The organism is uncultured Dokdonia sp. (assembly GCF_947496725.1).
Taxonomy (GTDB): domain Bacteria; phylum Bacteroidota; class Bacteroidia; order Flavobacteriales; family Flavobacteriaceae; genus Dokdonia.
Window position 1 is genome coordinate 543231 of record NZ_CANMDS010000001.1, and the last position, 12974, is coordinate 556204.

Here is a 12974-nt window from a genome sequence, read left to right on the forward strand (position 1 = left end):
AGGAGTAAAAGGTAACGCACACTCATTATGTTAATGATTACACCTGTTAAAATCCTATATAGGGGCAAACACCCCTACTGTAAAAACTAATGGCATATTAACTTTACTATCAAATAAAACTACGATTTGTTATGGTAAGTTTTAAAAGTTTTGAATTTCATTTGTTTTAAGATTAAAGTCGCAATGAAGATTTGAACTTACAAATTTAGGGGTGAAAGGCATCCTTGCTTTGCAAGGGTGTTTTTCTTTTTAACAAGTTAAAAATTAACTTTTTATCCTCTCATTATTTAAAAAACAAAGTTATATTTGGCGCGCCTTAAGACATTAAGGTTTGGGAGCTATTTATTTAGCTATCATAAATTTAGGGGTGAAAGGCATCCCTGCTTAGCAGGGGTGTTTTTCTTTTTTTTACAAGTAAATTGTTGTCACAAAAAAAAGGTCTGAGATAAAATATATCTCAGACCTTTTTTTATCGTATTCTCTGCACTACTCTATTAAAATACTAAACTCAATCTTAGAATTATGGAATACTGAGTGTGTTTGCTTAGTAAAATCTTCTTCCTTTGCTTCAAAGATATTATCTACATACGTCTGAGGATTCAAATCTATAAGTGGAAACCAAGTACTTTGTATCTGCACCTGTAACTTGTGTCCCTTTTTAAAAGTATGAAGCACATCTTGTAACTTAACAAAAACCTCATCTTTTTCTCCCGCTACAAATGGTTGAGGACGCTCAAAACTTTTTCTAAAACGACCACGCATTACCTCACTACGCACCATCTGGTGGTAACCAGCCATCTCTACTCCTTCTTCTGTTTCTTCAGTGTTAGGGACATCATCTGGATATACATCTATAATTTTTACAATCCAGTCTGCAGATGTTCCGGTGGTTGCTACATTAAGCTTTGCCATTATATCACCTACAAGAGTAAGATCATCTTCTAGCACAGGCGTTTCATAAACAAGTACATCCTCACGAGCCGCAGCAAATCTCTGATCGTCAGACATATATTTACGTGGTGTAAATACCATCTTTTTACCCTCTGCATATGGTACAGGGTTTGCTGGATCACTTACAAACTTTTCTGCATCATATTTTGTAGAAGGACTTCCCGTAAGAGCATTGTCTTTTCCTAAAAAGAAAGAAGCTTTCATTGATTTTTTAGGTGGCCATTGCTCAAAGGAGTTCCACTCTTTACTTCCTGAGTCAAAAACGTGTGCTTCTGGTAATCCTGTTGCTCCACCTTTATCACCTCCTTTTAAGAAGTGATTAAAGAATTTTGTCTCAATATCTCTTTGAAAATAGTCTGAAATATTATCGCCAAAATAAACATTACCTACAGCCTGTCTCTTTTTGTTACGTGCCCAGTCTCCGTGACTCCAAGGTCCAAAAACAACCGTATTGTAATTATTACTGCGTTTCTCGATGTTTTTGTACGTCTCCCAAGGTCCGTATAAATCTTCGGCATCATATAGTCCTCCTACAACCATTACGGCTGGCTCTATATTTTCTAGGTGCTGTATAAGCCCTCTAGATTGCCAGAATTCATCATAGTTAGGGTGCTCTTTTAATTGCGTCCAGAACTCATTAGTTTCATCATAATATTTATCTAAGTTTGATAAAGGACCTGTTTTTAAGAAAAAGTCAAACTGGTCATCACTATCTAAATCTGGAAAATCATACCAAGACTCTGTAGTAGGTGCATCCTTCTGATATCCAAAAACCGCCGTAGCTCTCCAGTAACTTAACAAGTAAGCTCCGTTATGGTGAAAGTCATCAAAAAAGAAATCACCTATACACGCTTGTGGTGAGGCTGCTTTAAGCGCAGGGTGTCCACTCAAGAGCGAGTAGGTTGCATAAAAACCTGGGTAAGAAATTCCCCAAGTACCTACATTACCATTATTATTTTCTACATTATTAACAAGCCACTCTATAGTATCATAAGTATCACTTGCCTCGTCTACCTGAGTACCTGTTTTATTAGGTATAAAAGCGCGCATATTATCATACTTACCCTCACTCATCCAGCGACCACGTACATCTTGATATACGATAATATTACCCTCTTGCATTAAATAAGCATTAGGTGCTATCGCTGTGCGCATCTTTCCTTCTCCATAAGGTTTAGAGCTATAAGGCGTGCGCTGCATTAAAATAGGATACGTTTTTGAGGTATCCTTTGGCGAGTAAATAGTAGTATGAAGATGTACGCCATCTCTCATTTTGATGCGTACTTCTTGTTTATTATAATGCTCAGAAACCTGATAAGTAGTGTCTAAGATTGTTTCTCGTGATTGTGCAGATGACGCTTTCGCGAAAGCAAAAAAGCATACTACACAAAGTAGTTTGAAGATGTTATTCATTTATTGATTGTTAAAAGTTATGATGGCTTTCTCCAGCCACTTTTCATATTTTTTTGCATTAGGTGTGTACCCAACAGGTTTATTTAGGAGTGTTTCGTCGTGATCTAGCATTACGTAATAAGGCGCCGCAACAATGTTATAACGCTCTATCTGGAAGTTGCTCCACTTATTACCTACCGTTTTAATACGACGGCCAGAAGCACTCACGCCTTGCTCTTCTTCTGGTAACTCCTCTTGTGAGTCTCCATAGAGAGAGATAAGTACAACATCGTTCTTTAGTAAGTTAAGCACCTCAGGCTTAGACCACACCAGCTCCTCCATACGACGACAATTTACACACGCCTTACCTGTAAAGTCAAGTAAAACAGGTTTATTTTCTTGACGCGCATAAGCCATACCTGCTTCATAATCTGTAAAGGATAATAATCCGTGAGGACCTATCTCTGCATTATCCGGAAACTCCTCAGACGAGTTAGACAGTGTGTTTTGTCCTCCTATACCGTAAGGTGACTCGCTATAATTCATAGGTGGCGGGAAGCCGCTTATAAGTTTAAGTGGAGCACCCCAAACACCTGGTATGAGATAAAGAATAAATGCCGTTGTGAGTATACCTAGTAGCAAGCGACCTACCGAGATATGTTTTACTTCTGTATCGTGTGCTAGTTTAATTTTTCCAAATAAGTACAAGGCAAGGCCTATCATTATCGCAATTAAGAGTACTAAAAATACTTCTCTAGGCAAGTAATTACCATCTACTACAAGATCTGCATTTGATAAGAATTTGAGTGCTAGCCCTAGTTCTAAAAATCCTAGAACTACCTTTACTGTGTTGAGCCATCCGCCAGATTTTGGCAAACTATTTAACCATCCTGGAAACATTGCAAATAGTGCAAATGGCAAGGCAATCGCACTAGAGAAACCTAGCATACTTATGATAGGTGTGATACCACCCTCTGTTATAGACTGCACTAAAGCGACACCTACTATAGGTCCCGTACAGCTAAAAGAAACAATAGCAAGTGCAAGCGCCATAAAAAAGATACCTAGGTAACCTCCTCTATCTGCTTTACGATCTATCTTATTTGCCCATTTTTGAGGAAGCATAATCTCAAATGCTCCAAAAAATGAAATAGCAAACACTACAAGTAATACAAAGAATACTAAATTAAAAGTGACACTTGTAGACACCTCAACAATTGCAGTCGCGCCAAAAATTGCCGTGACCGTAAGACCTATAACCACATATATAATAATGATAGAGATACCGTAAATAATCGCGTTACGTATACCAGCTGCTCTAGACTTACTTTGTTTTGTAAAGTAACTCACCGTCATAGGGATCATAGGGAATACACAAGGTGTAAATAATGCTGCAAGACCTCCTAAAAATGATAAGAAAAAGACCGTCCACAGCCCTTTGTTGCTTGTGCTTTCATCCTCTTCATAATCATCATCGCTATCGCCTTTATCCTTTTGTGCTGGAGTAGCACCATATTTTTCAAACTCATTATAATCTGTAAAGACTTTTGCCTTTCCAGTTTTTAAGTTGTGAGCAATGTAAAAGTCTTGAGGAATACACACCTCTTTACAAACCTGATAGTTTATAACCGACTTGACAATGGTTATACTCTTATCTGTAAGTGTAATAGGCATAGAGAGCACAGGGTTCTGCCCTACATACTTTATGACATCTTCTTCAAAAATCTCATCAAAGTCTGTCTTTGTCTCACTCTCTTGTGCAAACTTCTCACGAGTAACTCCTGCGTCCTTTTGTAAAAACTCAAAATTAAACGGAATACCAGCTGGCGATTTTTGAGCATAAATATACCATCCCTCTTCTATGGTGGCCTCGTAGTTTAAAATATATTCTGTGTCCGATTTTTTCTCTACGCTTCCAGCCCATTGTACTGGATCTACAGTAACTTCAGAAATGCCAAAACTAAAATCTTGTGCACTTACAGCAGTCGCCATAAGTACTATAAACGAACTTAATATTATGAATGCTTTACGCGTCATATAGTTGTAAATTTTATCATTTTTTGTGTGTCATCAGCTACCTTAAAACGGTCATCTGCTCTGTGACCTATCACCCACACAATATCTTTACCATTACAAAGCAGCCACACGTGCTCCTTTGCTATCAAAGATACCTTTTCATCTTTTAAATACTTACTCAACTTCTTTTTTCCTTTCATCCCAAAAGGATAGAAAAAATCACCTTCTTCCCACTTTCTTATCGTAAGCGGAAATGTCAACTTTGTCGCATCTACCACTATCTCCTTTCTTGAGGTGCTCTTAAAAGTATCGCTCGTCTCAAGCCTTAATTTACCAAAGTCACCTTCCATCATACTTACACCAGATTCCCAGGTATAAGTTGTAGGTTGTGCAACGGCATTTTCTGTAAGTAATAGCACGTCTCTATCTTTTACTAAACGATGCGTTTCAGAAAATATTTGCTTGCCAGATTGTGCATCAAGCAGCTCATAAACATCACTCCACGCTGTAAAGTTATAAGGCTGTAGTAACTGGTATAAAACCGCCTGTGGCTCCTCGTGTTTCTTTAGCGCTGGTACGTCTATTACTTGTAGCCCATCTCGTGTTGCCACATACGCCTTCCTTAAAGACGCTGTGTAGATTGCTAGTAACTTATCTGTTTGATGTAAATGTTGCTGCGTGGTCTGTAAACCCTGCAAAGTAGCTGGTTGCGCTGCCACCATACTCGGTATCGCGTGATGCCTCAAGTGGTTGCGTACGTAGTTATCTGTTGCATTACTGCTATCCTCACGCCACGCTATTTTTTCTTGTAATGCATATTCTTTTATACGCTTTCGCGAAAAAGGCAACAGTGGTCTCACAACCCGTCCGTTTATTTCTGGGATGCCAGTAAGACCTTTAACACCCGTACCGCGACCTAAGTTTATGAGAAACGTTTCTAACTCATCATTGAGATGATGGGCAGTTAAGATATAATCCAAACCTTCGGTAGCCGAAAGTTCTTTAAACCACTGATAACGCAGCTCTCTTGCGGCGATCTGGGTTGATGTTTTTTCAATTTTCGCGTAAGCTGAAGTATCAAAACTCTTTATGTAAATAGGAATGTTATGAAGCTTGCAATAGCTTTCTACAAAAGCCTGATCACCATCACTCTCTACTCCTCTTAAATTAAAATTGCAGTGTGCTACACGTATCGTAAGGCCTGCCTGACGACACAGTAACAATAAGAGCATACTATCAAGCCCACCACTTACTGTGACGAGGATCTTACTATCAAGAAGAAATGGTAAATCTTTTGCGATATGGTGCTTAAAATCCTCAAGCATCCTCACACATTATACACGACCCTTAAGGGCATTAAATACCCAAGCAATGGCAAAGAATCCAACACCTACAGAGGCAAAGCCCCATCCGGCAACATCGGTATATTTAAAAACGCCTAGAGCAATAAGTCCTAAACCTACTAAAATCATTATAAAAGTGGCCCACGCCAAAACGGTATTTTTATTCATACCCATAGTTTTATTTTTAGGGAAAATCTTATGTAATAAGACAAGCTACAAATATCGGTTATTTATTGGAATTTGGGTAGTCGGTAATTTTTACAATTCTCATTTCAAGCTTGTGCTACAATACTTACCTTTATAGACAGAAAAACATTCAAGCACACACACATTTTATGGATTTAAAATTCAATAAAAACGAAGATCATAATAAGCTACTCTTATCAGAGATGAGAAACCGCCTTGCCGAAGTAAAACTAGGTGGTGGGCAAAAACGTATAGATAAACATAAAGCTAAGGGTAAAATGACTGCCCGAGAGCGCATAGATTACCTAGTAGACAACCCAAAAAAGTGTATTGAGATTGCCGCTTTTGCTGGAGAAGGGATGTATGAAGAACACGGCGGATGCCCTTCTGGTGGTGTGGTTGTAAAAATAGGATACGTATCTGGCAAGCAATGTCTCATCGTTGCTAACGATGCTACTGTTAAGGCTGGAGCCTGGTTCCCTATCACAGGAAAGAAAAACCTAAGAGCACAAGAAATCGCTATGGAAAATAAACTCCCTATTATCTACCTAGTAGATAGTGCAGGTGTTTATCTCCCTATGCAAGATGAGATTTTTCCAGATAAGGAGCACTTTGGACGCATCTTCCGTAACAATGCGGTGATGAGTAGTATGGGTATCACACAGATTTCTGCAGTAATGGGAAGTTGTGTTGCTGGTGGTGCATACTTACCTATTATGAGTGATGAAGCGCTTATAGTAGATAAAACGGGAAGTATTTTTCTTGCGGGAAGCTACCTTGTAAAAGCAGCAATAGGTGAATCTATAGATAATGAGACACTAGGAGGAGCCACTACACACTGTGAGATTTCTGGTGTGACAGATTATAAATCTAAAGATGACAAGGACGCTCTTGATACCATTAAAAAATTGATGGGAAAAATAGGCGATTATACAAAAGCAGGTTATAACCGTATTGAACCTGCAAAGCCTGCAAAAGATCCAGAAGAACTTTTTGGCATCCTTCCTGCCTCTCGTGCAGATCAATATGATATGCGAGACATTATAGACAGACTGGTAGACAACTCTGAGTTTGACGAATACAAGGAAGGCTACGGGCAATCTATACTTACGGGTTATGCTCGCATTAATGGATGGGCAGTAGGTATCGTTGCAAACCAGCGCAAGCTTGTAAAAACTAAAAAAGGCGAAATGCAGTTTGGAGGAGTGATTTACTCCGATAGTGCAGATAAGGCGACGCGCTTTATAGCCAACTGTAACCAGAAAAAAATACCGCTTGTATTCTTGCAAGATGTAACTGGCTTTATGGTAGGTAGTAAAAGTGAGCACGGTGGTATTATAAAAGACGGAGCAAAAATGGTAAATGCTGTTTCAAACTCGGTCGTGCCTAAGTTTACTATTGTTATAGGAAATTCTTATGGAGCAGGAAACTACGCAATGTGTGGTAAAGCTTACGACCCAAGACTCATAGTAGCCTGGCCTAGTGCAGAGCTTGCGGTAATGTCTGGTAATAGTGCTGCAAAAGTATTACTACAAATAGAAACTGCATCTCTTAAAAAGCAAGGGAAAGAAATTACACCAGAGGTAGAAAAAGAACTTTTTGACCGTATTAAGTCTCGTTATGATGATCAAGTATCACCATACTACGCAGCATCAAGAATCTGGACAGATGGCATTATAGACCCACGAGACACGCGTAAGTGGATATCAATGGGTATCGAAGCCGCAGACCACGCTCCTATCGAGAAGCCTTTTAATCTTGGGGTGATCCAAGTGTAATCACAATAGCTGTAACAGATATGAAGGTTGTTCGTTTACTCTATAAACGAACAACCTTTTTTTATGCCTTATAACAACGAACTCATTACAAAAAAGCCTTGGCTACATCGCAACTGGAAGTGGTTTGTGCCCACCACTCTTATCATTGTTTGTTTTACACTATTCATTATGGCTGCTGGTGATTTTATAAACGCAATGGGAACTGCAATGGCAGATCCAGAACTTATTGAGAAAGCTAGAGAAGAGGCAGAAAAGAATAAGGAGGTAACGACCTACTTTGGATCACCGTTACAAATAGGCAATATTATAGATGGTGATATTCTCATAGATGATAAAGCAAAAACCATACGCATTACTGTCCCTCTTAAAGGAAACAAAGGTTCAGGCAAGATTGATATTTATGCACATCTTGCAGAGGAAAAATGGCAGCACGACTCTATAGATGTTCGGCTTAAAAAACCAGAAAAGCGCACCTTTAAGGTATTGCGATAATTAACCCAACTCCTTAAAATACCTCCTCGCTTCCTTCATCACTCTTGGTGCGAGATACAGGGTTGCAATCATTGTTGGTATTGCCATTATGGCAAAAAATCCGTCTATCAAGTTAATCATCATACTAAGTGATGTGGTCGCTCCTATCAAAATACTCGCGATGTAAGCGATGTTATAGTACTTCTTGTTGTGCGCTCCAAAAAGGAAACTCAAGCACTTGGTCCCGTAGTAACTATATGAGAAAAGCGATGAGATACTAAACACGGCGATGCACAATAATAATATGTATTTACCTGCGGGTGATAACGCTTTCGCGAAAGCGGAAGCCGTAAGCGTAACTCCATTTGCATCTGTCGTTTGCCACACGTCTGTTACCAAAATTGCAAGCGCAGTAAGTGTACACACGACAATGGTATCTATTGCAGGGCCCAGCATTGCCACCAGTCCTTCACGTATGGGTTGTACAGTTTTTGCAGCGCCGTGCGCCATAGGTGCCGTACCTACACCAGCCTCGTTTGAAAAAGCTCCACGTTTTATACCTAATAAAATCAATCCACCTACCACGCCACCCAGCAGTTTATCTCCCGTATAAAAATCGGCAGAGAAGGCATCTGTAAATATGAGACCCAGATATTTAGGAACTACATCTATGTTTACAAAGAGTATAGCCATTACTGCTACAAAGTAAATAAAGACCATCGCAGGCACTAGTCTTGACGCAGTTTTAGAAATACGATCGAGTCCGCCTAGTATGACAACTGATGTGATAGCAACAAGCACAAGCCCGATAATCAAGTTAGAGGTAAAACCCACCTCAACTCCCTGAGGTACGAGCAATATATCATTTACCGCCTGTGTGAGTTGGTTTACATTAAAAACCGGCAATGCTCCCACGAGTCCCGCAATGCTGAAGATTACGGCAAGCGGTTTCCAAGCTTTACCCATTCCTTCTGTGATAAAATACATAGGTCCTCCCTGTGTTTTGCCCTCACTATCTTTACCTCTATACATTATGGCAAGTGAGCCTGTAAAAAACTTTGTTGCCATACCCACAATAGCACTCATCCACATCCAGAAAACAGCACCTGGACCTCCTATGGCAATCGCTACTGCCACACCTGCGATGTTACCCATACCTACAGTTGCACTAAGCGCTGTAGTGAGCGCCTGAAAGTGTGTAATCTCTCCTTCATCATTTTCTCCATCGTACTTTCCTCGCAAGACTGCAACAGCGTGACCTAGATATCTAAATGGCAAAAATCTCGAATAGATGAGCAAAAACAGACCGCCACCTATAAGTAAGCACACGAGCGGGATTCCCCACATAGCGCTAGAAAAATCTGCTATAAGTTCATTAGCCTGATCGTAAAATGATGGTTGTGCTTGCATACAAGATCTATTTATATGGTGAAGTAACAAAAATTAAGAGCAGTTTACCAAAACGTTCACATATATTTTTGAACAGGCATTTGTTTTCGTCACTAAATTTACTCTTATGACACTCACCGCCAGCCAAATCGAGAACATCCTAAGAAACCCAGAGGAAACTGCAGCCGCAGCAAATCTCATTTACGTCTCTGATGCAGACCTCAACATAAGAAGGAAAAAGAAGAAGAAAAACTTTCACTATTACTTTAATGATAAGCCTCTTAAGGACAAAAAGGAATTAGAACGCATCAATAATCTTGTGATACCGCCTAACTGGGAGAAAGTGCGCATTGCATATCCTCCTAACGGACATTTACAAGTGGTAGGACGAGATGCTAAAAACAGAAAAGTATACCGCTATCACGACCTATGGTCAAAAATTAGAAACCAAACTAAGTTTTATAAACTAGCCAATTTTGGAAACGCACTGCCTAGCATACGCGAGCGCATAGATGAGGATCTTGATGCTCCAGAGATGTCAAAACGCAAGGTGCTTGCACTTGTCCTCAGGCTTATGGAAGAAACCCACATACGTATAGGTAACGACTACTACGCAAAGCGCAATAAAACCTACGGCCTCTCTACCTTACGCACCAGACACGTGACAACTACCAAAGAGAAAATTCGCTTTGAGTTTGTGGGTAAAAAAGGTAAAAAGCACAATATCACCCTACGCAATAAGAAACTGGCAAAACTTGTAAACCGTTGCGAAGAAATACCTGGCTGGGAGTTATTTCAATTTTATGATGCAAATGGCGAAAAGCACCGAGTAGATAGCACGATGGTAAACGATTACATACACGAGCTGAGTGGCGACTTATTTTCGGCAAAAGATTTTAGAACTTGGGGAGCTACAAAAACTTTCTTTGAAACCGTGCACGACCTAGGCTACACAGAAGACGAAAAAGAAAACAAAGCAAACATACTCACCGCCTTTGATGCCGCTGCAGAAGCTCTAGGCAATACACGCAATGTATGTCGCAAGTACTATGTGCATCCTCAAATAGTAGATGCCTATGAGTCTGGATCTATCGTCGCTGAGTTTAAAAAGGTAGATGCTCATCAAGGAGCAAGGCCATTCTTTACAGAAACTGAGGAGGTATTACTGCAAATGATTTCAAAGTTTGAATTAGATTTTAGTAAATGATATAAGTACGCTTTCGCGAAAGCGTACCACAAAAAAAGCCCCTTCGTAACGAAAGGGCTTTTAGTTTTTAGAATGCTATGCTGTTATTTTGCAAGGTATGCGAGCACGTTTTTCTCGATACGCTCTTGAATGTTTGAAGTATCCGCTTTCGCGAAAGCGTCACCTGTAATATTCTCGTACAACTCAATATATCTTTCTGATACAGTCTCTATGTACTCATCTGTCATCTCAGGCACCGTTTGCCCCTCTAGACCTTGAAAGTTATTTGAGATAAGCCACTGTCTCACAAACTCTTTAGATAGTTGTTTTTGAGCTTCGCCAGCTGTTTGACGCTCCTCATAACCTTCTGCATAGAAGTAACGAGAAGAGTCTGGAGTATGTATCTCATCTATGAGAACAATCTCACCATCTGCGGTTTTTCCAAATTCATACTTAGTATCTACCAATATAAGTCCTCTAGATGCTGCAATCTCACTTCCTCTTTGAAAAAGCTTGCGTGTGTAATCTTCTAGAACGAGGTAATCCTCTTCCGAAACGATGTTCTTTTTAATAATATCTTCTCTTGAGATATCCTCATCGTGGTCACCCATCTCTGCCTTAGTAGCTGGCGTGATGATAGGCTCTGGAAAGGCATCATTTTCTTTCATTCCTTCTGGCATCGCAACACCACAAAGTATTCTCCTACCTGCTTTATACTCTCTAGCCGCGTGCCCAGACATATAGCCACGTATTACCATCTCCACTTTAAAAGGCTCACATCGCTTCCCTATTGCCACATTAGGATCTGGAGTAGCCACGAGCCAGTTAGGCACAAGGTCTTCTGTATCCTTCATCATTTTAGTAGCAATCTGATTTAAGATTTGTCCTTTGAAAGGAATTCCCTTAGGCATTACAACGTCAAAGGCGCTTAGCCTATCTGTTGCAACCATAAGTAATAAATCATCTTCGAGTGTGTAGACTTCTCTCACTTTACCCTTATAGATAGATTTCTGACCAGGGAAGTTAAAATTAGTGTCTGTAATAGTGTTCACTATAGGTTGGTTTGAACGGTTATATTAATCCTTTTGAGGTATTAAAACAACACGATTAGTTATTCTTCAAAAGTAAAATTCTGAATGATATATTACGAATTAAAAGTATAGAAATATATTAGTCGTTTCTATTTTCTATCTCGCGATAAGCCGCAATCATTTTCTTTACTAGAGGATGGCGCACCACATCTTTATCATCAAGATAAATCATCCCTACTCCTTTTACGGTTTTGAGGATAAGTAATGCTTCCTTAAGACCACTGGTGACACGTCTAGGTAAATCTATCTGCCCTGGATCTCCAGTAATCATAAACTTTGCATTACGCCCCATACGAGTAAGGAACATCTTCATCTGGGCGTGTGTTGTGTTTTGAGCTTCATCAAGTATCACAAAAGCATTATCAAGTGTACGACCACGCATAAAAGCCATAGGTGCAATTTGTATCACTCCTTTCTCAATAAAGGTCTCTAGCTTTTCACTAGGTATCATATCCCTAAGGGCATCATAAAGTGGTTGCATATAAGGGTCGAGCTTCTCCTTCATATCACCAGGCAGAAAACCTAAATTTTCTCCAGCCTCTACAGCAGGTCTCGTGAGTATAATACGTTTTACTCGCTTCTCTTTAAGGGCTTTTACGGCTAGTGCAACGCCTACATATGTTTTACCAGTACCGGCAGGACCTATAGCAAAGGTTAGGTCATTCTTTTTTGAAAGCTCTACAAGTTTACGCTGGTTTGCCGTTTGTGGTTTTATGAGTTTACCACTCACGCCGTGTACAAGTACATCGCCACTCTCTACAGGCGTCTCATAATCTTCTTTACTCACACTTGTAAGTACGCGCTCTATTGAGTTTTCATCTATCTTATTATACTTCCCAAAGTGATCCATTAGCATCGTCATACGCCTATCAAACTCTTCTAGAAGATCTTCATCTCCGTAAGCTTTAATTTTATTACCTCTAGCTACTATCTTCAGTTTAGGAAAATACTGCTTAAGGAGTTCTATATTAGCATTGCGCTGTCCAAAAAATTCGCGCGGATTGATTTCTGAGAGTTCTAAGATTAATTCGTTCAAAAGGCAGAAGGATTTAGTGAGTTACGTCCGTAAAATATTTTAGCTTTGTTTACTACTAAAATACGTCTTTTTTAATCAGCAAAACACGAGTTCAACACCCTGTTAACGATTAAATAATAAACAATGATGGTTTAT

General features: G+C 39.6%; 10 protein-coding genes. 3 read left to right on the forward strand and 7 right to left on the reverse strand.

Going from position 1 to position 12974, the window contains the following annotated elements:
• Nucleotides 1–486: 486 nt before the first annotated feature.
• The 4 genes from Q0948_RS02405 to Q0948_RS02420 are packed head-to-tail and all read right to left on the reverse strand — an operon-like array spanning nucleotide 487 to nucleotide 5876.
• Nucleotides 487–2364 (reverse strand): CocE/NonD family hydrolase, encoded by a 1878-nt coding sequence (locus Q0948_RS02405; RefSeq protein ID WP_298347915.1) that lies wholly within the window; start codon nucleotides 2362–2364, stop codon nucleotides 487–489.
• Nucleotides 2365–4380, reverse strand: coding sequence for a thioredoxin family protein (locus tag Q0948_RS02410; RefSeq protein ID WP_298347914.1), 2016 nt, complete (start codon nucleotides 4378–4380; stop codon nucleotides 2365–2367). It abuts the gene before it with no gap.
• The gene (tilS, locus tag Q0948_RS02415; RefSeq protein WP_298347913.1) at nucleotides 4377–5684 is read right to left on the reverse strand and encodes a tRNA lysidine(34) synthetase TilS; all 1308 of its coding nucleotides are present in this window, start codon (nucleotides 5682–5684) and stop codon (nucleotides 4377–4379) included. Before tilS ends, Q0948_RS02410 begins: the two co-directional genes overlap by 4 nt.
• Nucleotides 5685–5693: 9 nt before the next feature.
• Nucleotides 5694–5876: a CAL67264 family membrane protein gene (locus Q0948_RS02420; protein ID WP_035334232.1), complete on the reverse strand. Its 183-nt coding sequence runs from the start codon at nucleotides 5874–5876 to the stop codon at nucleotides 5694–5696.
• A 161-nt stretch (nucleotides 5877–6037) separates the two neighbouring features.
• Here Q0948_RS02420 and Q0948_RS02425 point away from each other — a divergent pair, with 161 nt between their 5' ends.
• Both Q0948_RS02425 and Q0948_RS02430 read left to right on the forward strand, forming a co-directional pair.
• Nucleotides 6038–7666: a carboxyl transferase domain-containing protein gene (locus Q0948_RS02425; RefSeq protein WP_035325179.1), complete on the forward strand. Its 1629-nt coding sequence runs from the start codon at nucleotides 6038–6040 to the stop codon at nucleotides 7664–7666.
• A gap of 63 nt (nucleotides 7667–7729) precedes the next feature.
• On the forward strand, nucleotides 7730–8158 hold the full coding sequence (locus Q0948_RS02430; RefSeq protein WP_298347912.1) for a cytochrome c oxidase assembly factor Coa1 family protein: 429 nt from the start codon (nucleotides 7730–7732) through the stop codon (nucleotides 8156–8158).
• Here Q0948_RS02430 and Q0948_RS02435 read toward each other — a convergent pair whose 3' ends face one another.
• On the reverse strand, nucleotides 8159–9547 hold the full coding sequence (locus Q0948_RS02435; RefSeq protein ID WP_298347911.1) for a sodium:alanine symporter family protein: 1389 nt from the start codon (nucleotides 9545–9547) through the stop codon (nucleotides 8159–8161).
• 106 nt (nucleotides 9548–9653) lie between these two features.
• On the opposite strand from Q0948_RS02435, the gene Q0948_RS02440 reads away from it, so the two are divergent.
• On the forward strand, nucleotides 9654–10733 hold the full coding sequence (locus Q0948_RS02440) for a DNA topoisomerase IB (protein WP_298347910.1): 1080 nt from the start codon (nucleotides 9654–9656) through the stop codon (nucleotides 10731–10733).
• Between the two features lie 83 nt (nucleotides 10734–10816).
• Here Q0948_RS02440 and Q0948_RS02445 read toward each other — a convergent pair whose 3' ends face one another.
• Together Q0948_RS02445 and Q0948_RS02450 are read right to left on the reverse strand one after the other, a co-directional pair.
• A complete protein-coding gene (locus tag Q0948_RS02445; protein WP_298348792.1) occupies nucleotides 10817–11767 on the reverse strand; it encodes a phosphoribosylaminoimidazolesuccinocarboxamide synthase in 951 nt (316 codons plus the stop codon).
• Nucleotides 11768–11882: 115 nt separating this feature from the next.
• Nucleotides 11883–12839: a PhoH family protein gene (locus Q0948_RS02450; RefSeq protein WP_035325186.1), complete on the reverse strand. Its 957-nt coding sequence runs from the start codon at nucleotides 12837–12839 to the stop codon at nucleotides 11883–11885.
• Nucleotides 12840–12974 lie beyond the last annotated feature (135 nt).

Excerpts from the sequence above, each read along its gene's own strand:
- Q0948_RS02405 (WP_298347915.1), bottom strand. The coding sequence starts at position 2,364 with ATGAATAACATCTTCAAACTACTTTGTGTAGTATGCTTTTTTGCTTTC.
- Q0948_RS02410 (WP_298347914.1), bottom strand. The coding sequence starts at position 4,380 with ATGACGCGTAAAGCATTCATAATATTAAGTTCGTTTATAGTACTTATG.
- tilS (WP_298347913.1), bottom strand. The coding sequence starts at position 5,684 with ATGCTTGAGGATTTTAAGCACCATATCGCAAAAGATTTACCATTTCTT.
- Q0948_RS02420 (WP_035334232.1), bottom strand. The coding sequence starts at position 5,876 with ATGGGTATGAATAAAAATACCGTTTTGGCGTGGGCCACTTTTATAATG.
- Q0948_RS02425 (WP_035325179.1), top strand. The coding sequence starts at position 6,038 with ATGGATTTAAAATTCAATAAAAACGAAGATCATAATAAGCTACTCTTA.
- Q0948_RS02430 (WP_298347912.1), top strand. The coding sequence starts at position 7,730 with ATGCCTTATAACAACGAACTCATTACAAAAAAGCCTTGGCTACATCGC.
- Q0948_RS02435 (WP_298347911.1), bottom strand. The coding sequence starts at position 9,547 with ATGCAAGCACAACCATCATTTTACGATCAGGCTAATGAACTTATAGCA.
- Q0948_RS02440 (WP_298347910.1), top strand. The coding sequence starts at position 9,654 with ATGACACTCACCGCCAGCCAAATCGAGAACATCCTAAGAAACCCAGAG.